This is a genomic window from Burkholderia sp. BE17, from assembly GCF_009362305.1.
Classification (GTDB): Bacteria; Pseudomonadota; Gammaproteobacteria; order Burkholderiales; family Burkholderiaceae; genus Burkholderia; species Burkholderia pyrrocinia_C.
Genome location: NZ_WHNU01000016.1, coordinates 41,148 through 59,422, shown reverse-complemented (window position 1 = coordinate 59,422; position 18,275 = coordinate 41,148). Strand labels below are relative to the sequence as shown.

The window sequence follows — 18,275 nt, the reverse complement described above, 5'->3', positions numbered from 1 at the left end:
GCAACCGGTGTCATCCGGCTCGTGCAAGCAACGCGTGAACCGCGGCAATCACGTCGCCGACGGTTCGCACCGACTTGAACTCCTCCGGCTTGATGCGCTGGCCCGTCATTTCCTGAAGCTTGATGGCGAGATCGACTGCATCGATGCTGTCGAGATCGAGTTCGTCGAACAGATGCGTATCGGCAGTCACGCGCTCCGGTTCGATCGCGAAGTTCTCGTGAAAGATGGCGCGGATGCGCTCAAGGATTTCTGCGTCGGTCACGTGTCATTCCCCTTTTGCCGGCACGGCTTCCTGAGGCGCGTGATGCGCCTGCTGACTGGCGATGAATGCGGCCAGCGTATTGATCGAACGAAAATGCGCCTTCGCGTGCTCATCGTTCGCCGCGATCGACAGTTGAAACTTCTTGCGCAGCATGATCCCGACCTCCAGCGCATCGACCGAATCCAGTCCGATTCCGTCGGTCGAGAAAAGCGGCACGTCGTCGCCGATATCGTCGACGGTCATGTCGTTGAGATCGAGCATCTCGATCAGAAGCTGCTTAATTTGCAGTTTTAAAGTATCCATGCCGAAACAGGTGTTGGGTAATGTGCGTTTCTACTTCGTGCGCGATAGTACGGGCCGCGATCGACGGCGACACGGCGCCGCCGGTCAACCCATCCGTATCCATCGGATCGAGCACGTCGATCCGCATGCGGAACGCGCGCGACGGCACGTGATACCAGCGCAGCGTCTTGGTGAATACCGGTGGATCGCAATCGATCAGGACCGGCAGGATCCGGGCGCGCGACTGCAGCGCCATGTGCGCGAAGCCGCGCGAAAACGCGTGCAGACGGTCGCCGCCGGGGCTGCGCGTGCCCTCGGGGAAGATGATCATCGTGTAGCCGGCCGCCAGTTGCCGCGCGCCGGACTCGACCAATTCGACGGCATCGGCGTTGCTCACGTATTCGGCCGCACGGACGATACCCCAGAAGCATGGATTGCCCCAGTGCCCGCGCTTGACCACGCAGCATGCTTTCGGCGTCAACGACAACAGCACCATCACGTCGAGCCAGGTCGGATGATTGGCGACGACGATTGCCGGACCGCCTGCGCCAAGGCGCGATACGCCGGACACCTCCAGCCGCATCACGCCGATGCGCTGCAGCAATGCGACCAGCAGACGAAAGAAGTGGTGGATAACGAACGTGACGACTCGCTGACGCGAGCGTCGATGCGGCCACAGCGCCGCGGCCGTGATGGCGACCAGCGAGAAAACCGATCCGCACAGCACGAAGAAGGCCAGGCTGGCACCGGTCGCGAAGAGCCGCCAGCCGAAATCAAGCCGCGCGATCATGCCAGCTCCAGCGCCAGTACGCGTCGTCGCCGCGCCATGTCGTGGCGACACGTTCGGCCAGGCAATGCCGGACCGCCGCGCTCTGCGTATCGGCCTCCACGCCGTCCGCCATCGGCGAATCGTTTGCGCAGTCGATCGCGACGTCGCAGGTCAAGTAGCCGGCCGGCGCGGTCGCGTCGACCAGGATCGCGATTCCCCCGCTTTGCGGATCGTCCCCGACATCGCCGTAGACAGTGTCGGCCGGTTCATGCGCATGAACCAGCAGCACCGGCGACACGGAAGAGGTTTCGTATTGGCAGAATGCCTCGAGCAGCGCATAGCCGAGGGTTTCGTGCCCGGCGGAGACTGCCGTCGCGGGAGATCGGTCGCGGCGGGAGATACCGAAGATACCCGTGACCGCGTTGAGTACCGACAGGCTGAAGGCTGTCGGAGAAACGGGCTCGCCGGCCTGAATGGCATCGAGAATGGTTGTCGTGCGCGCCAGTTCGCCGTGGCGTGACGCAAATACCACGCGCAATGCACCCGTTACGTCCGCACAGTCGCAAGCGGCCTGCAGCGCGAGCCGCGACAATCGGCTCAATCGGCGACGCACCATCGGATCGAGGGCTTCGACGCCCGGCACCCCCGTGGTCGAAATCGACGTCCATCTGGCGATCGGCATGGTCCAATGCAAATCAGCCATTATTATTCTCGATTAGACTTGTTTTCCTTGGGGTTTTTCGTATTCTGCGTCACCGGGTGTCGCACGGCCGATCGCTATTTTCGCCGAGACGCGCAGACAACGCGGCATGCCCATCGAGAAAATAAAGGAAAATCGCCGGACAACGCAGCAGCCGGATTATCAATCAGCATTACTTAATCACCGGCATTCCGGTGGGGCGGAACTGTAACAGACGTGTTACAAAAAATCAACATCGGACGGCAGCGAATCCGGGGCATTTAAAATGATTTGCCAATTGGCCGAAATTTCGCCGCGCCCAATATTTTGTTCATGATAAGCAACGCGCACTTCGCGCCGGTTGGGCCGGACACAGGCCGGAAGGCAAATTGCACGGTGAGATAAAATGCGGGGCACACATCGAGTATCCGCCGGCCGTTCGACGGTCCGCCGACGCCCGCCATTTCAGCCGCACCTCAAAATTGACTGCCGTGAACCCGATGCAGGATCGCACGCCCTCCCTTCGATGAGTTATACGCTCGCCACCGCCACTACCCGGGAACTCGAGATCCGCAAGAGCCGCTTCATCGCGCACGCGATCCCCGTCGACGACCGCGACGCCGCGATGCAGGTGCTGCAGCGCCTGCGCAACGAGCATCCGACGGCCACCCACGTTTGCTGGGCATTGCTGGCGGGCGGCCAGTCGGGCATGTCGGATGACGGCGAGCCGTCGGGCACCGCGGGCCGGCCGATCCTCGAAGTGCTTCGCCATCACGAACTCGACGGCGTGCTCGGCGCGGTCGTACGCTACTACGGCGGCGTGAAGCTTGGCGCGGGCGGGCTGGTGCGCGCGTACACGGATGCGATCGCGTCGGCGCTGCTCGATGCCGAGCGCGTCGAGCGCATCCGCCAGACGCGGCTCGCGATCGAGATCGGCTACCCCGAGGAGGCGCGCGTGCGCCGCTGGATCGAACAGGCCGGGTATGAGTTGGTGGACAGCGCGTACGGGATGACGGTGAAGCTCGTGATCAAGCTGCCGGAGACCGCCGCGGCCGATGCGAGAACCGAGCTGTTCGACCTGACGCAGGGGCGGTCGGGGTTTCCGGAGCTGTAAGAACTGACGCGCCTCCCCCGCCTCGCCATCACGACCTCATGCAAATTCAGCCGAAAATTCAGATACGTCCGATAGAAAAACGGCGCGCCAAATCTTAATCTCACCGGGTTCCCGGCGACACGCTCCGTAAATGCCTTGCCGGCAGGCCGGAGCACGCAGCATGAGATGCGCCTCCGGCCAACGCAGCACGCCATGGCCGGGCATGCTGCCATGCAGCTCATCACGCGTCGCCAATAATCAAATCGGCCACGGGATAACGGACGCATGCAGCAAATCCAAAAACTGCAAGCCCAGCTTGCAGAACTCGATCAGCGCATCAAGGCGGCACGGTGCCGCGAACGCAATGTGGTGCTGGAGCAGGTGCGCGAACTCGTCACGAGCTACGCGCTGACCGCACGCGAAATCTTCGGTCACGGTTACAGCGACCGTGCGAAGCTGTTCACCGTCGGCGTGAAGTATCGCGACCCAGTGTCGGGCGCAACGTGGAGCGGGCGCGGCCGCGCACCCGCATGGATTGCCGGGCGCGACCGGGCCGCCTTCCTGATCCGGGAGTAACGCGCGCCGCCTTGCGCGGCTCGCCCCTCGTCGCCGGCCAAACCCGCCCGGCCGCTCAGTAAATATCCGGCACGATCATGTTGTCCGGCACCGGCCGGCGGATGTAATCCTCGTGATGCTCGCGCTGCGGCAGAGCGATCGCCGGGCGCGGCACGTCGTGATACGGCACCTGGCCCAGCAAGTGGTGGATGCAGTTCAGCCGCGCGCGCTTCTTGTCGACTGCCTGCACGACCCACCACGGCGCCTCGGGAATATGCGTGCGCTGCAGCATCTCTTCCTTCGCGGCCGTATAGGCTTCCCAGCGGCGGCGGCTTTCGAGGTCCATCGGGCTCAGCTTCCACTGCTTCAGCGGATCCTGGATCCGGGCCTCGAAGCGCACCTCCTGCTCGTGATCCGTGATCGAGAACCAGTACTTGACGATCTGGATCCCGCTGCGCACGAGCATCTTCTCGAACTCGGGCACCGAACGGAAAAACTCCTCGTACTCGTCGTCGGTACAGAAATTCATCACACGTTCGACGCCCGCACGGTTGTACCAGCTGCGGTCGAACAGCACGATCTCGCCACCGGCCGGCAGATGCGCGACGTAGCGCTGGAAGTACCATTGCGTACGCTCGCGGTTGTTCGGCGCGGGCAACGCAGCGACCCGGCAGACACGCGGGTTCAGCCGCTGCGTGATGCGCTTGATCACGCCGCCCTTGCCCGCCGCGTCGCGCCCTTCGAAAATGACGATGAGCCGGTGCCCGGTGGTCATGACCCAGTCCTGCAGCTTCACGAGTTCGCCCTGCAGCCGGAACAGCTCGCGAAAATACTCCTTGCGCGCCTCGCGACGCTCCAGCGAGAACAGCAGGTCCTCGCCGTTGTCGAAGCGGCGGTCGTCGAGTTCCATCTCGAGCTCTTCGTCGTAAGCATCGACGAGGTCTTCCTCGAAGCGGCGCTGACGCGTCTCCATCGATTCCATATCGGTGAGGTTGTCGGTCTCGGTGCGGGTATCGTTGTCGCCCATGGGGCCTCCTTCCATCATTGACGCAGCCTAACCCGGCCATTATCCCAGCATCGCGCGTCAAATTGATGAAAGACGCTTGCCCAGGGCTCCCATACGCTCTTCACCTTCGCCGATACGTTGGCCTTCCCCGACAGCATTCGATTAAGCATGGTTGGCACGAGACATCCCCGCCCGCGGTTTTGTATCGATGTTCACGGAAACTGACGCCCCCATGAAGCCCGCCGTCATGGCCAGACGCTGCGCTCGCCATCATGAACGGCCGACACCGAATCTGGCGCGTGGCATTCTGCGCGCCGAGATGGATGAGCGCGCCCGCAACGCCGAACCAGCCGCGCATAAAAAACGCCGGGCATCCGCCCGGCGTTCGTCGATGCACAAGCGGCCGCCATTCGCGGCCGCACGCATCCGGTCAGTGAATCACCCGCGTCACCCCCCGCCCGCGCGGGTCGGCCATCGCTTCCGGCGTCTTGCCGTCGATCTTGATCACCTGGATGTCGCCGCTGAAGTCCTGCCCCTTCAACGTGTAGCCACGTGCCTCGATCTGCTTCGCGAGTTCGCCTTCGATCGGGTGGTACGGCTCCCAGAAGATCGTGTTCGGCGGCAGCAGCTGGTGATGGAAGCGCATCGCGCCGACGGCTTCCTTCAACGGCATCCTGAAGTCGTAGATGTTGTTGATCACCTGGAAGATCGACGTGAAGATGCGCGAGCCGCCCGGCGTGCCGATCACGAGCGACACCTTGCCGTTCCTGGTCATGATCGTCGGCGACATCGACGACAGCGGGCGCTTCTTCGGTTCGATCGCGTTCGCGTCGCTGCCGACCACGCCGAACATGTTCGCGACGCCCGGCTTCGCGGAGAAGTCGTCCATCTCATCGTTCAGCACGATGCCCGTGCCGTCGGCGATCACGCCCGAGCCGAAATAGCCGTTGATCGTGTACGTGTTCGACACCGCGTTGCCCCACTTGTCGACGACCGAGAAGTGCGTCGTTTCGGCCTTCTCCGGCATCGTCGTGCCGAGGCCCGGCTGCACGCTCTTCGTGTCCGACGGCTCCTTCGGGTTGACCTCGCGCGCGCGCTTCGCGATGTACGCGTCGTCGGTCAGTTGCGCGATCGGCACCTTGTAGAAGTCGGGGTCGCCGAGATACTGCGCGCGATCGGCGAACACGCGCTTCTCGATTTCCGCGACGAGGTGGATGTACTGCGGCGAGTTGAGCTTCACGCCCTCGAAATCCTGCTTCAGGTCGGCCTTCATCTTCAGCAACTGCACGAGGCCGATGCCGCCCGAGCTCGGGGGCGGCGCGGTGATCACGTCATAGCCGTTCCACTTCGCCTGCACCGGCTGGCGCCACACCGCGCGGTATTGCGCGAGATCCTCGGTGGTGATCAGCCCGCTGCCGTCGCCGGTCTTCATCGAAGCCGCGATCAGCTCGGCCGTCTTGCCCTTGTAGAAACCTTCCGCGCCGTCGTTCGAGATTCGCGTGAGCACGTCGGCGAGGTCGGGCTGCTTGAAGTTCACGCCGGCCTTCAGCCCGGAGAAGTACTTGTCGAAGTTGGTCTTGCCGCCGAATTCCTTCGACGCGTCGACGCCGCGCTGCGCCAGTTGTTCGTCGACGACGAAGCCGTCGCGCGCATAGTGGATCGCCGGCGCGAGCACCTGCTTCCACTTCAGCTTGCCGAAGCGCTTCTGCGCTTCCCACATGCCCGCGACCGTGCCCGGCACGCCGACCGCGCGCGGGCCGTACAGGCTCATGCCCTTGACGACGTTGCCGTCCTTGTCGAGGTACATGTCCTTCGTCGCGGCGAGCGGCGCGCGCTCGCGGTAGTCGATGAAGTACGGCTTGCCGTCCTTGTAGATCGTCATGAAGCCGCCGCCGCCGATGTTGCCGGCTTCGGGGTACGTGACGGCGAGCGTGAATGCGATCGCGACGGCCGCGTCGATCGCGTTGCCGCCTTCCTTGAAGATCCGCTCCGCGGCATCCGCGCTGTACTTGTCGGCCACCGCGACCGCCGAGCTCGTCAGGACCGCCGGCTGCGGACCTTTCGCATAGACGGGCGCGTTCGGCAGGAAACCGATGCCGGCCACCGTCGCGAGCACGACCGCGGATGATTTGAAGCGATTCAGCGTAGTCATTGCATGTCCCCCATGTGGATCTCCTTCAGGCAGGAAAAGTACCTGTCCGTTTATAGCCGCTGGCGCGCCGACGGCCATATGCCGGTTTCGTAGTATAGGGGGACAAAAAGGGTCGAACACGCGACGCGGCGCGAAAGCCCGTCGATCGGGTGCGTCCGGTCACGCAGCAGCGCAGCAGCATGCATACGAACCGGTCGAAATTGCATGCGGTACGCGTCATCACGCAATGCACAAAACGGAAAGTTGCGAACTGCGCTGCATGCAACACATGCATACAAAAAAATCTGCGGACGAGCCGCCCGTTGCCCAGCCCGATCTGAGAAGATAGCGCCCCGCTTTCGCGCCGAATCATTTTCTTTCGCTCACGCGCCGCTTCACGTTTCTTCGTCTCATTCCCTATGGCATCACACAATGCGCATCACGCGTCCGGCTTCGCGGCCGGCGTCGCCGCCGCCGTCCTCGTCGCGCAGACCGGCACAACGGGCCCGTGGCACGCGGGCATGCTCGCCGCGTTCGTTATGGGCGTCGCGGGCGGCACCGCGCCCGACTGGCTCGAAGTCGCATGGTGGACCCGCAAGCGGCGGCTGTGGATCACGCACCGCACCGTCACGCACTGGGGCATCGGCTGGGTCGCGCTGCTCGCGCTCGGGTGGCACGGGCTCACCCATCATCCGCATCCGCTGTGGGCCGCGCCGCTGTTCGGCTTCGCGTGCGGCGGCGTGATGCACCTGCTCGCCGACTGGCCGAACCCGCTCGGCGTGCCGTGGATCTGGCGGCGCCATTCGCTGAACCTGTGGAACAGCGGACATTGCGACCTGATCGTGGTGGCCGCCGCATGGGGCGGCACGCTGTGGCTCGCGCAGTCGCTGTGGACACGCGCGCCGCTGCTCGAACACTGGCTCGGCTGGCTGCATCGTGTGTAGTCGCGTGTAGTGTTGCTTCGGCGCGATATCGGCCTGCCGGCGCGCACGCAACTTTACGTCCATTGAAAGTGCGGTGCGGGCCCCCATCTCGATCTGAATCGTCGACACGCGTGCCCGAACGGTACGCGGCGCCCGGCACGCACGCGCGGCGTCTGGCACACTGACGATTCGATTCGCGCGCGATCCGTCCGCGCGCTCGCACCCTATTTCAACGCTTCGATGGACGTCACCGCCACCCGCCCTGCCGCCAGTGCGCTCGACGTGTTCCACCCGGCCGTCGCCGCGTGGTTCCGGCGCACGTTCGCCGCGCCGACCGGCGCGCAGGCGCTCGCGTGGCCGCACATCAAGGCCGGCCGCTCGACGCTCGTCGCCGCGCCGACCGGCTCCGGCAAGACGCTCACCGCGTTCCTGTGCGCGCTCGACGACCTGGTGCGCGATGCGCTGTCGCACGACGGCACGCTTCCCGATGCGACGCTCGTCGTCTACGTGTCGCCGCTGAAGGCGCTGTCGAACGACATCCACGTGAACCTCGACGCGCCGCTCGCCGGCATCGCCGAATCGCTCGCGCAACTCGGCCTGCCGGTGCCGGCGATCCGCACCGCCGTGCGCACCGGCGACACGACGCAGGCCGAGCGCGCCGCACTGCGCAAGCGCGCGCCGCACATCCTCGTCACGACGCCCGAGTCGCTGTACGTACTGCTGTCGTCGACGTCGGGGCGACAGATGCTGTCGAACGTGCGCTCGGTCATCGTCGACGAAATCCACGCGCTCGCATCGTCCAAGCGCGGCAGCCATCTCGCGCTGTCGCTCGAACGTCTCGACGCGCTGGCCGGCCATGCGCTGCCGCGCATCGGGCTGTCGGCGACGCAAAAGCCGATCGACGCGGTCGCGCGGTTCCTGGTCGGCGGACCGGCCGATGCGCCGCGCGACTGTACGATCGTCGACACGGGCCACACGCGCGAGCGCGACCTCGCGCTCGAACTGCCGAACGTGCCGCTCGAACCCGTGATGGCGACCGACGTGTGGGAACAGATATACGACCGCATCGCGGGGCTCGCGGCCGCGCATCGCACGACGCTGGTGTTCGTCAACACGCGGCGCACCGCCGAGCGCATGGCGCGCCATCTCGCCGACCGGCTCGGCAAGGAAGCGATCGCCGCGCATCACGGCAGTCTCGCGAAGGAGCACCGCTTCGATGCCGAGCAGCGCCTGAAGCGCGGCGAACTGAAGCTGCTCGTCGCAACCGCATCGCTCGAACTCGGCATCGACATCGGCGACGTCGATCTCGTCTGCCAGGTCGGCTCGCCGCGCGGCATCGCGCCGTTCTTGCAGCGCGTCGGCCGCTCGGGGCACCACGTCGGCGGCGTGCCGAAGGGCCGGCTGTTCCCGCTGTCGCGCGACGAACTCGTCGAATGCGCGGCGCTGCTCGATTGCGTGCAACGCGGCGAACTCGACACGTTGAGGATTCCCGAAGCGCCGCTCGACGTGCTCGCGCAGCAGATCGTCGCCGAAGTCGCGTGCACGGAATGGCAGGAGGACGCGCTGTATGCGAGCTTCACGCGCGCAGCGCCGTACGCGCGGCTGACGCGCGAGCGCTTCGACGAAGTGATGACGATGCTCGCCGAAGGCTTCACGAGCCGCCGCGGCGTGCGCGGCGCGTACCTGCATCGCGACGTGATCGGCGGCACGGTGCGCGGGCGCCGCAACGCGATGATGACCGCGACCACATCGGGCGGCACGATCCCCGACATGGCCGACTACGCGGTGCTGCTCGAACCGCAGGGCATCCAGGTCGGCACCGTCAACGAGGATTTCGCGATCGAGAGCCTGGCCGGCGACGTGTTCCAGCTGGGCAACCAGTCGTACCGGATCATTCGCGTGGAAACGGGCCGCGTGCGTGTCGAGGACGCGCAGGGCCAGTCGCCGAACATTCCGTTCTGGCTCGGCGAGGCGCCGGGGCGCAGCGACGAGCTGTCGGCGGCGGTCGGCCGGCTGCGCGCACGGCTCGACGGGCTGTTCGCCGACGGCGACCGGCAAGCGGACGCCGGCGAGCGCAAACGCGCGGGTGGTAAAGCCGCGAGCAACGCGAAAGCGAACGCGGAAACCGAAACAGGCACCGCGATCGCCCGTGCCGAAAGCCGCCTCGCGCCGGCACTGCGCTGGCTCGTCGACGATCTCCACCTGTCGCCCGACGCCGCGTACCAGATCGCCGACTACCTCGCCCGCACGCGCGCCGCGCTCGGCGCGCTGCCGACACAGGACACGCTCGTGATGGAGCGTTTCTTCGACGAATCGGGCGGCACGCAGCTCGTGATCCATTCGCCGTTCGGCAGCCGCATCAACCGCGCGTGGGGGCTCGCGCTGCGCAAGCGCTTCTGCCGCAGTTTCAACTTCGAGCTGCAGGCCGCCGCGACCGACGACGCGATCATCCTGTCGCTGTCGCTCGCGCACAGCTTCGCGCTCGACGAAGTGTGGCGCTACCTGCGTTCGGCCAGCGCCGAGCACGTGCTGGTCCAGGCGCTGCTCGACGCACCGATGTTCGGCGTGCGCTGGCGCTGGAACGCGACGACCGCGCTCGCGCTGCCGCGCTTCACGGGCGGCCGGCGCACCGCGCCGCAACTGCAGCGGATGAAAAGCGAGGATCTGCTCGCGACCGTGTTCCCGGATCAGGTCGCGTGCCTCGAGAACATCGTCGGCGAACGCGAGATACCGCATCACCCGCTCGTCGACCAGACGCTCGACGATTGCCTGCACGACGCGATGGACACCGACGGCTGGCTCGCGCTGCTGCGCCGGATCGAAAGCGGCGCGATCGAGCTCGTCGCGCGCGACCTGCCCGCGCCATCGCCGCTCGCGGCCGAGATCCTGAACGCGAAACCCTACGCGTTCCTCGACGATGCGCCGCTCGAGGAACGCCGCACGCAGGCCGTGCAGTCGCGCCGCTGGAGCGATCCCGAATCGGCCGACGATCTCGGCGCGCTCGACGCCGATGCGATCGACGCGGTGCGCGACGAAGCATGGCCGCTCGTGCGCGACGCCGACGAAATGCACGATGCGCTGCTCACGCTCGCATGCGTCGCCGACAGCGAAGCACAGGCCCACGGAGGCTGGCCCGACCGGCTCGCGGAACTCGCGGAACGCCGCCGCGCAACCCAACTCGTCGCGCCGGACGGCGCCGCGCTGTGGGTGCCGGTCGAGCGGCTCGTGTGCCTGCGCGCACTCCATCCCGACGCACGCGTGACGCCGGCGCTCAAGGTGCCGGCCGCCTGCACGCAACCGTGGGAAGCTGATGCCGCACTCGTCGACGTGATCCGCGCGCGGCTCACCGGCTTCGGGCCGCTTGCGCTCGACGCGATCGCGACACCGCTCGGCCTGCCGCCGGCATCGATCGCGACGGCACTCGCGGCGCTGGAGCGCGAAGGCTATGTGATGCGCGGCCGGTTCACGCCGGGTGCGACGACGGACGAATGGTGCGAACGCCACCTGCTCGCACGCATTCATCGCTATACGGTGAAGCGGCTGCGCCGCGAGATCGAACCGGTCGAGCGCGCCGACTTCATGCGCTTCCTGTTCCATTGGCAACATCTGACGCCAGACACGCGCGGCACCGGCCGCGACGCACTCGCGGCCGTGGTCGAACAACTCGAAGGCTACGAAGCCGCGGCGAGCGCGTGGGAAGACGCGCTGCTGCCCGCGCGGCTCACCGACTACATGGCGGGCGGCCTCGACGAGCTGTGCCGCTCGGGCAAGCTCGTATGGACGCGCATCGGCGCGCCGGCGCGCGCGGCCGGCACGCCCGTGAAGACGACGCCGATCGTGCTGCTGCCGCGCCGCCACCTCGCCGCATGGCAGGTGCTGCGCGACCCCGACGCGCAACCGGCGCTGTCCGCGCGAGCCACACAGGTGCGCGATGCGCTCGCCGCGCATGGCGCGATGTTCTTCGATGCGCTGCTCGACGACCTGCACATGCTGCCCGTCGAACTCGAACAGGCGCTCGGCGAGCTCGTGTCGGCAGGCCTCGTGAATGCGGACAGCTACGCGGGCCTGCGCGCGCTGCTGAAGCCGGCCGTCAAGCGCAGCGCGACCTATGCGCCGCGCACGCGGCGCGGCGGCGCGCTGATCGGCGGGATGGACGATGCGGGCCGCTGGGCGCTCGTGCAGCGTCAGGCGCCGCCGGACGATGCGCCGGCGCCGAAACGCGGCCCGGCCGCGACCGATCCCGACGCACTCGAGCACATCGCGTGGACGTTGCTGCGCCGCTACGGCGTCGTGTTCTGGCGACTGCTCGAACGCGAGGCCGACTGGCTGCCGAGCTGGCGCGAACTCGCGCGCGTGCTGCAGCGCCTCGAAGCGCGCGGCGAGATTCGCGGCGGACGTTTCGTCGCCGGGCTCGCGGGCGAGCAGTTCGCGCTGCCCGAGGCGATTCCGATCCTGCGCGAACTGCGGCGGCAACCCGGCAACGGGCAATACGTATGCGTGACGGGCGCCGACCCGTTGAATCTCGCCGGCACGCTGCTGCCCGGCGACAAGGTGCCGGCGCTGGCCGGCAATCGCGTGCTGTTCCGCGACGGCGTGCCCGTCGCATCGCTCGTGTCGGGTACGTTCCACTACGCACCCGAATTACCGCCCGCCGCGCGCGAGGATGCGCGCCTGCGGCTCGCGCGCCACTGCTGACATCGGCTGACAGGCGGCGCGGCGCAGACTACTGATCGCCGGGCCGCGCTACCGCCATCGTTCGGGTAGCATCGAGCGCTTGACCGCGCGGGCTCCCGCGCCCACACACAACAAGACTTCCGGAGACTGCCGCTCATGCCTGCGCATGCCGACTCGCCCGCCGCTCGTCACGCGGGCTCGCTGACCATTTTCCAGGGTGCCGCGCTGTATATCGGCGCGGTGCTCGGCACCGGCGTGATCGCGTTGCCTGCGCTGGCCGCCGAGGTCGCCGGCCCGGCGTCGCTGCTCGCGTGGGCCGCGCTCGTCGTGCTGTCCGGGCCGCTCGCGGCCACCTTCGCCGCACTCGGCGCACGCTATCCCGACGCGGGCGGCGTGTCGACCTACGCACGGCGCGCATTCGGGCCGAAGGCGGCGGCGATCGTCGGCTGGTGCTTCTACTTTGCGGTGCCGGCCGGCGCGCCGGCCGCCGCGATGTTCGGCGGCGCGTACGTCGCTGCCGTCACGGGCGGCGGGCACACGACGGTCATCGTCACTGCCGCCGCACTGATCGCGACCGTGTCGGCCGCGAATGCATTCGGCGTCACCGTATCGGGCCGCATGCAGCTCGTGCTGTCGGCGCTGCTCGTCACGCTGCTGCTCGCCGCGGTGCTGGCGTCCGCGCCGCATGCGCGCACCGCGAACCTGCAGCCGTTCGCGCCGCACGGCTGGCTCGCGGTCGGCCAGGCTGCCGCGCTGCTCGTGTGGAGCTTCGCCGGCTGGGAGGCGATCACGCATCTCGCGGCCGAATTTCGCCGCCCCGCGCACGACATGCCGCGCTCGGCCGGCATCGCGGTCGTGGTCGTCGGGTTCCTGTATCTGTCGGTCGCCGCCGCGAGCGTGATGGTGCTCGGGCCGTCTGCCGGCGCATCGGGCGCGCCGCTCGCCGAACTGATCGCGGGCGGCATCGGCGGCCACGCGCAGGTGCTCGCAGCCGCGGCCGCGCTGCTGCTCACGCTCGGCACGATGAACGCGTATTTCGCGGGTGCGGCCAAGCTCGGCGCGGCGCTCGGGCGCGACGGCGCATTGCCCGCGTGGCTCGCACAAGGCAGCCAGGTCGGCGGCGTCCCGCGCCGCAGCCTCGGCGTGATCGCCGTGCTCGCGGCCGTCGCGCTGGCCGCGACGACGATCTCGGACGTCGGACCGAAACCGCTCGTGCTCGTGACGTCCGGGTGTTTCGTGATGGTGTACGGGCTCGGCGCGGCCGCCGCGCTGAAGTTGCTGCCGCGCGGCGGCATCGCTTACCGCTGCGCATGGATTTCGCTGGTTGCGGTTGCCGGGCTGTTCCTGACGACGGGCTGGTATCTGCTGTGCCCGCTGCTGCTCGCGGGCGGCGCGCTGCTTTATCTGCAGGTGACCGGGCCGCGCAAATGACCCGGCGTATGCGCATAGGCTGACGCCTGCCCGCTCACGGTGACGCACCGGTGAATCGCAGGCCGAATCACCGGCCAATTCTCCGCGCGCATCACGCGGACGGCCGCCGCCAACCGACCGCGCGCCGTTTCGTCACGCCCGTCACGCCGGTACCAGCTCGAAGCTGAGCCGCTTGCCGAGCGCGGCGGCCGCGCTCGCGAGCGTCGCCAGCGTGAGGCTCGTGTCGGTTTCGTCGAGCAGCCGGTTGAGCGCGGCACGGCTGGTTTTCATCCGCGCGGCCATCGCGGTTTTCGTGATGTGCTGCGCCTTCATTTCCTGCCCGATCTGCCACGCGATCACGCGCTTGATCGCGGTGGCGGTGGCCGCTTCGAGATTGCCGTCCTCTTCGAGGAAGGTATCGAAGTCGCTGCCGATATGCGGATTGTTCGTGGTCGTCATGTCGTACTCCAGTGCATGGCGTTGCGGCTGCCCGACCGTCGGAGACGGTGCGTTCCGGCGCAACCGGGAATTCAAATGGCGTGCGTCAGCGCCTTCAGGCGCGCGACGGTGACGTCGAGATCGTCCGACGGCGTGGCCCGCGACTGCTCGAAGAAGCCGTGCAGCAGGACCATCGTGTCGCCGACGACCGTGAACAGCACGCGGGCGCTCCGCCCCGGCAGCATCACGCGGATCTCCCATAGATCCTTCGACATCTTCCGGACCAGCGGCATGCCGAGCGGCCAGCCCAATTGAACGCTCTTGATCTCTTCGCCGATCGCCCTTCGCTCCACCTGCCCGAGTGCCTTGAGCCATTCGCGCACCGGCTCGTTGCCTCGGGCCGTGCGAAAGAACCGCACGCCGAGCGTGACCTGAATCTGCTGTCTCGCCATCGTCTTGTCACCGAGCGCACCAAAAACGATACGATATGCCAAGCACCACGAGGGCGGCTACTGGCCGGATGGCCGATCCGGAAGCGGGGAAAGGGATTGAGCCGGGCTTGCCGCGCGGCCCGAAGGATCAGCGATCGCCGCGACCCGGCTTGCGTGCGGCGCGCGGCGTCCGGTGCGGGCGCTTGTCGCCGAACCGCGACCGCGCGATGTCGCGCACGGCATCGATCAGCGTCCGTGCGACCGGCGACGGCTGCGCATCGGTGCGCAGAATGAGCCCGACCGGCTCGTCGGTACCCGCGGACGGCAGCGGCAGGCGCGCCAGCGCACCGGCCGACAGATCGTATTCGGCCGCATAGAGCGGCACGAACCACACCGCGTCGTTCTCGAGCGCCAGCGCGCGCGCGACCGATACCGACAGCACCTCGATGAACGAATCCAGCGGCGGCGCGCCGCATGCGCCGAGCAGTTGCTCGGCAGACTGCCGGATCAGCGTGCCGTACGGCGGCAGCACGACCGGATAGCGCGCGAGCTCGGCGGCCGGCGCCGCGCTCGACAGCAGCGGGTGCCCGGCGCGCACGACCGCGACGAGCGGCTCGTTGTACAACTGCTCGAACGCGAGCCCGATCATCCGCTCCGGCTCCGACAGTCGCCCGATCGCACATTCGATCGCACCGGATTTCAGGCGCTCGAGCAGATCGGCGTTCGCGGCCGTCGCGATCCGCACGACGATGCGCGGCCAGCGCTCGGCCAGCGCCTTCATCAACGCGGGCGCGAGCGATGCCGCGACGGTCGGCAGCATGCCGATTTCCAGCGTCGCGGCGGCGGCCCCGCCCTCGCGCGCAAGCAGCCCGACGCCCTGCCGCAGCGCCAGCACGCACGCATTCGCGTGCGGCATGAACAACTGCGCTTCGCGGGTCGGCTGCGCGCCCTGCCGGCCGCGCTCGAACAGCTTCACGCCGAGGATCGCTTCCAGTTCGGTGATCGTCTTCGACACGGCCGGCTGCGTGATCGACAGGCTTTCGGCCGCCTTCTGCACGCCGCCCGACTGCGCGACCGCGAGAAAACACTGCAGATGCCGGAACTTGACGCGGCCGTCGGCGATACGGTTATTCATAACGGGTGGTTATGCGAATGACGATGAAATGCCATTTTGCATAACTTTCCGGATAAGCCCAAGCATTCGGTGACACGTCACGCGCCACGCCGCAGCGCGTGGAAACCGGTCGGCTCCCAGACCCGCTTTGCGATCAGCAAGCCCGTCCCGTGCTTCTGGCCGAGCGGCGCGGACGACGATTCCGCATGCAGCGCGGCCGCCTTGCTGCGCAGCCGGCGCAATTCCAGTTCGAGTTCCGCGGCGGCCGCCTCCGTCAGCATCCCTTGCGAGAACGTCATCGTCTCGCCCGCGCCGTCGAAACGGCTATCGAGAAAATCGCCGAGCGCGTGCGCATGGAAATAACGGCGGATCGGCCCGCCCGGCAGCCAGTCGAAATCGCGCGCGACGCGCACGCGAATCCGGTCGCCCGGCAGCAGCGCGACGACGTTCATCCGGTCGAGCATCAGCAGGTATTTCACGCACTCGGCCTTCGTCAAGCGATAGGCCGACACGATGTCCTGCACGGTCCAGTAGTTGATCGCGCAGACGGCGACGAGCAGCAGCTTCTCGTCCGACACGAGCAGCGCCTCCTGCTGCTCGGTCAGCACGTGCAGCCTCGGCGCCGACGCCGATGCCTCCTGCACGAGTTCGGCCAGCGTATAGCCGAGCAACTGCGCGATCTCCGCGACGCGCTCCAGCGTAAAGCGGCCGCTCGCAAACAGCCGCTTCACGCTCGTCTCGGAAACGTCGAGCGCACGCGCGACGTCGCGGTAGGTCATTCCCTGCGCCTTCAACTGGCGCTTCAGCGTTTCGATGAGTTGGGCGGTTTCGGTCATTTCGGTATCGAAAAACGATGCTCAAGGTCGGATATTAGGCTACCTCCGTATGAAGATGAACACTTTTGGATACTTGTCTGCATAATCCGCTCCGTCCTGTCACTCAACGACGGAGCCGAAATGGCCACTCGAACCGAAACCGCCGCTTACGAACCGCAGCACACCGCACCGCGCGATGCACGCGACACGGATCGCGCGATGCCGCTCGCCACCGTCCGCACGCTGGCCGCCGGCGCCCATGTCGGCGATCTCGTGTTCATCCGCGTGCCGGCCGGCTCGCCGCGCGACGCGGCAGGCACGACGGCTGCGTGGGCCAATCGCTTCGTCATCGTGGTCGATACGTCGGGCGACGAACCCGTGATCGCCGAGCCCGCGTTTGCGTGGACGAAGCTCACGCCGCTGTCGCGCTTCGTCGCCCATGCCGACGGCGGACGCATCGCGCTGGCGCGCCGCGTCGCGGCATCGACCGCCGACGAGCAGCGCCGGTTGCACGCGACGGCCGAACGGCGAATCGACGCGTTGCTGGGCAACCGCTTCAATCTGCGGGCGCGGCGCGGGTTTTGCGCGCAGTACGTAAGCGATGTGCTCGGCGCCGACCGGGCCGCGACGCCGGCCGCACTGCTGCGCAGCGGCACGCTGTCGCTCGAATTCGACGGGATCGTGTTCGATCCCGGCCACAAATGACGACGGGCAGGCTCGGGGAGGCCGAATAAGAACAAGAATAAAAGACAAAAAATAGCGACGGGCTGGCTGGAGGGCCGTGCACGGGGTCGTCACCGACGACGCGAAGCCCGATCGCTTTCATCCGCCGGACAGGCATCCTGTCCGGCGGATTTTTCATTGGCGCATCGCGCATAACGAACGGTTATGCTTCTCGCGAAAAAAGGTCATTTTGCATAACTTCCCGGATTGGCTAAAGTCCTGCCATCCACTTCGCGAAATACCTATCAGGAGACGCCCGATGGATTCCCCCACGATCCTCACGCCGCGCGACTGGCCGTCGCATCCGGCCTATGTCCACCCCGAATACCGCTCGTCGGTGAAGCGCGGCCCGACCCGCCCGCTGATCCCGCTGAAGGACAAGCTGCGCGACCAGTACGCGCCCGTCTACGGCGCTGAAGATCTCGGCGCACTCGACCACGACCTGACGAAGAACGCCGTGAAGAACGGCGAGCCGCTCGGCGAGCGCATGGTCGTCACGGGCCGCGTGCTCGACGAAGGCGGCAAGCCCGTGCGCAACACGCTCGTCGAGGTGTGGCAGGCGAACGCAGCCGGCCGCTACGTGCACAAGGTCGACCAGCACGACGCGCCGCTCGACCCGAACTTCCTCGGCGCGGGCCGCTGCCTGACCGACAACGAAGGCCGCTACCGCTTCCTGACGATCAAGCCCGGCGCGTATCCGTGGGGCAACCATCCGAACGCGTGGCGTCCGAATCACATCCACTTCTCGCTGTTCGGCGATTATTTCGGCTCGCGTCTCGTCACGCAGATGTACTTCCCCGGCGACCCGCTGCTCGCGTACGACCCGATCTTCCAGGGCACGCCCGAGGCCGCGCGCGATCGCCTGATCTCGCGCTTCTCGATGGACATCACCGAAGAAGGCTATGCGCTCGGCTACGAATTCGACATCGTGCTGCGCGGCCGCGACGCTACCCCGATGGAGCGCTGAACC

Annotated in this window: 17 protein-coding genes; 7 read left to right on the top strand and 10 right to left on the bottom strand. The window is 67.1% G+C overall.

Annotated elements, in window-relative coordinates; all coding sequences use genetic code 11:
• Positions 1–10: 10 nt before the first annotated feature.
• The 4 genes from GD429_RS15700 to GD429_RS15685 are packed head-to-tail and all read right to left on the bottom strand — an operon-like array spanning position 11 to position 2,016.
• Complete coding sequence (locus GD429_RS15700) at positions 11–262, bottom strand: acyl carrier protein (RefSeq protein WP_034179728.1); 252 nt, start codon at positions 260–262, stop codon at positions 11–13.
• A 3-nt stretch (positions 263–265) separates the two neighbouring features.
• Positions 266–565, bottom strand: coding sequence for a phosphopantetheine-binding protein (locus tag GD429_RS15695; RefSeq protein ID WP_152857723.1), 300 nt, complete (start codon positions 563–565; stop codon positions 266–268).
• Entirely contained in the window at positions 540–1,334 is a 795-nt protein-coding gene (locus tag GD429_RS15690) for a lysophospholipid acyltransferase family protein (protein ID WP_152857722.1), read from the bottom strand. Before GD429_RS15690 ends, GD429_RS15695 begins: the two co-directional genes overlap by 26 nt.
• Entirely contained in the window at positions 1,318–2,016 is a 699-nt protein-coding gene (locus GD429_RS15685; protein WP_152857721.1) for a beta-ketoacyl synthase chain length factor, read from the bottom strand. Before GD429_RS15685 ends, GD429_RS15690 begins: the two co-directional genes overlap by 17 nt.
• A gap of 502 nt (positions 2,017–2,518) precedes the next feature.
• On the opposite strand from GD429_RS15685, the gene GD429_RS15680 reads away from it, so the two are divergent.
• On the top strand, positions 2,519–3,106 hold the full coding sequence (locus tag GD429_RS15680) for an IMPACT family protein (protein WP_152857720.1): 588 nt from the start codon (positions 2,519–2,521) through the stop codon (positions 3,104–3,106).
• A 264-nt stretch (positions 3,107–3,370) separates the two neighbouring features.
• Complete coding sequence (locus GD429_RS15675; protein ID WP_152857719.1) at positions 3,371–3,661, top strand: H-NS family nucleoid-associated regulatory protein; 291 nt, start codon at positions 3,371–3,373, stop codon at positions 3,659–3,661.
• A 55-nt stretch (positions 3,662–3,716) separates the two neighbouring features.
• Here the strand turns inward: GD429_RS15675 and ppk2 are convergent, their stop codons facing one another.
• Both ppk2 and ggt read right to left on the bottom strand, forming a co-directional pair.
• Positions 3,717–4,667 carry a polyphosphate kinase 2 gene (gene ppk2 / locus GD429_RS15670; protein ID WP_152857718.1) on the bottom strand — a complete coding sequence of 317 codons (951 nt, stop codon included), beginning with the start codon at positions 4,665–4,667 and terminating at the stop codon, positions 3,717–3,719.
• A gap of 409 nt (positions 4,668–5,076) precedes the next feature.
• Entirely contained in the window at positions 5,077–6,798 is a 1,722-nt protein-coding gene (ggt, locus tag GD429_RS15665) for a gamma-glutamyltransferase (RefSeq protein ID WP_152857717.1), read from the bottom strand.
• A 398-nt stretch (positions 6,799–7,196) separates the two neighbouring features.
• Between ggt and GD429_RS15660 the strand changes: the two genes are divergently transcribed.
• The 3 genes from GD429_RS15660 (at position 7,197) to GD429_RS15645 (ending at position 13,805) form a co-directional block, all read left to right on the top strand.
• Positions 7,197–7,721, top strand: coding sequence for a metal-dependent hydrolase (locus tag GD429_RS15660; protein ID WP_152857716.1), 525 nt, complete (start codon positions 7,197–7,199; stop codon positions 7,719–7,721).
• A gap of 219 nt (positions 7,722–7,940) precedes the next feature.
• The gene (locus GD429_RS15650) at positions 7,941–12,395 is read left to right on the top strand and encodes a DEAD/DEAH box helicase (RefSeq protein WP_152857715.1); all 4,455 of its coding nucleotides are present in this window, start codon (positions 7,941–7,943) and stop codon (positions 12,393–12,395) included.
• A gap of 135 nt (positions 12,396–12,530) precedes the next feature.
• Positions 12,531–13,805 carry an APC family permease gene (locus GD429_RS15645; RefSeq protein ID WP_152857714.1) on the top strand — a complete coding sequence of 425 codons (1,275 nt, stop codon included), beginning with the start codon at positions 12,531–12,533 and terminating at the stop codon, positions 13,803–13,805.
• A 141-nt stretch (positions 13,806–13,946) separates the two neighbouring features.
• Here the strand turns inward: GD429_RS15645 and GD429_RS15640 are convergent, their stop codons facing one another.
• The 4 genes from GD429_RS15640 to GD429_RS15625 all read right to left on the bottom strand — a co-directional run bounded on the left by GD429_RS15640 (position 13,947) and on the right by GD429_RS15625 (position 16,603).
• Positions 13,947–14,243, bottom strand: a complete 297-nt coding sequence (locus tag GD429_RS15640) for an XRE family transcriptional regulator (protein ID WP_011355454.1) — start codon at positions 14,241–14,243, stop codon at positions 13,947–13,949.
• Between the two features lie 71 nt (positions 14,244–14,314).
• Positions 14,315–14,674, bottom strand: coding sequence for a type II toxin-antitoxin system RelE/ParE family toxin (locus tag GD429_RS15635; RefSeq protein ID WP_152857713.1), 360 nt, complete (start codon positions 14,672–14,674; stop codon positions 14,315–14,317).
• 127 nt (positions 14,675–14,801) lie between these two features.
• Positions 14,802–15,788, bottom strand: a complete 987-nt coding sequence (gene pcaQ / locus GD429_RS15630) for a pca operon transcription factor PcaQ (RefSeq protein ID WP_152857712.1) — start codon at positions 15,786–15,788, stop codon at positions 14,802–14,804.
• 77 nt (positions 15,789–15,865) lie between these two features.
• Positions 15,866–16,603 (bottom strand): helix-turn-helix domain-containing protein, encoded by a 738-nt coding sequence (locus GD429_RS15625; RefSeq protein WP_034179749.1) that lies wholly within the window; start codon positions 16,601–16,603, stop codon positions 15,866–15,868.
• A 120-nt stretch (positions 16,604–16,723) separates the two neighbouring features.
• Between GD429_RS15625 and GD429_RS15620 the strand changes: the two genes are divergently transcribed.
• Positions 16,724–17,287, top strand: a complete 564-nt coding sequence (locus tag GD429_RS15620) for a YiiX/YebB-like N1pC/P60 family cysteine hydrolase (RefSeq protein ID WP_152857711.1) — start codon at positions 16,724–16,726, stop codon at positions 17,285–17,287.
• Between the two features lie 277 nt (positions 17,288–17,564).
• Positions 17,565–18,272: a protocatechuate 3,4-dioxygenase subunit beta gene (pcaH, locus tag GD429_RS15615; protein ID WP_072436602.1), complete on the top strand. Its 708-nt coding sequence runs from the start codon at positions 17,565–17,567 to the stop codon at positions 18,270–18,272.
• Positions 18,273–18,275 lie beyond the last annotated feature (3 nt).

What these genes read in the sequence shown, in the direction of transcription:
- GD429_RS15695 (WP_152857723.1), bottom strand. Translation starts at nt 565, where the DNA reads ATGGATACTTTAAAACTGCAAATTAAGCAGCTTCTGATCGAGATGCTC.
- GD429_RS15690 (WP_152857722.1), bottom strand. Translation starts at nt 1,334, where the DNA reads ATGATCGCGCGGCTTGATTTCGGCTGGCGGCTCTTCGCGACCGGTGCC.
- GD429_RS15685 (WP_152857721.1), bottom strand. Translation starts at nt 2,016, where the DNA reads ATGGCTGATTTGCATTGGACCATGCCGATCGCCAGATGGACGTCGATT.
- GD429_RS15680 (WP_152857720.1), top strand. Translation starts at nt 2,519, where the DNA reads ATGAGTTATACGCTCGCCACCGCCACTACCCGGGAACTCGAGATCCGC.
- GD429_RS15675 (WP_152857719.1), top strand. Translation starts at nt 3,371, where the DNA reads ATGCAGCAAATCCAAAAACTGCAAGCCCAGCTTGCAGAACTCGATCAG.
- ppk2 (WP_152857718.1), bottom strand. Translation starts at nt 4,667, where the DNA reads ATGGGCGACAACGATACCCGCACCGAGACCGACAACCTCACCGATATG.
- ggt (WP_152857717.1), bottom strand. Translation starts at nt 6,798, where the DNA reads ATGACTACGCTGAATCGCTTCAAATCATCCGCGGTCGTGCTCGCGACG.
- GD429_RS15660 (WP_152857716.1), top strand. Translation starts at nt 7,197, where the DNA reads ATGGCATCACACAATGCGCATCACGCGTCCGGCTTCGCGGCCGGCGTC.
- GD429_RS15650 (WP_152857715.1), top strand. Translation starts at nt 7,941, where the DNA reads ATGGACGTCACCGCCACCCGCCCTGCCGCCAGTGCGCTCGACGTGTTC.
- GD429_RS15645 (WP_152857714.1), top strand. Translation starts at nt 12,531, where the DNA reads ATGCCTGCGCATGCCGACTCGCCCGCCGCTCGTCACGCGGGCTCGCTG.
- GD429_RS15640 (WP_011355454.1), bottom strand. Translation starts at nt 14,243, where the DNA reads ATGACGACCACGAACAATCCGCATATCGGCAGCGACTTCGATACCTTC.
- GD429_RS15635 (WP_152857713.1), bottom strand. Translation starts at nt 14,674, where the DNA reads ATGGCGAGACAGCAGATTCAGGTCACGCTCGGCGTGCGGTTCTTTCGC.
- pcaQ (WP_152857712.1), bottom strand. Translation starts at nt 15,788, where the DNA reads ATGAATAACCGTATCGCCGACGGCCGCGTCAAGTTCCGGCATCTGCAG.
- GD429_RS15625 (WP_034179749.1), bottom strand. Translation starts at nt 16,603, where the DNA reads ATGACCGAAACCGCCCAACTCATCGAAACGCTGAAGCGCCAGTTGAAG.
- GD429_RS15620 (WP_152857711.1), top strand. Translation starts at nt 16,724, where the DNA reads ATGGCCACTCGAACCGAAACCGCCGCTTACGAACCGCAGCACACCGCA.
- pcaH (WP_072436602.1), top strand. Translation starts at nt 17,565, where the DNA reads ATGGATTCCCCCACGATCCTCACGCCGCGCGACTGGCCGTCGCATCCG.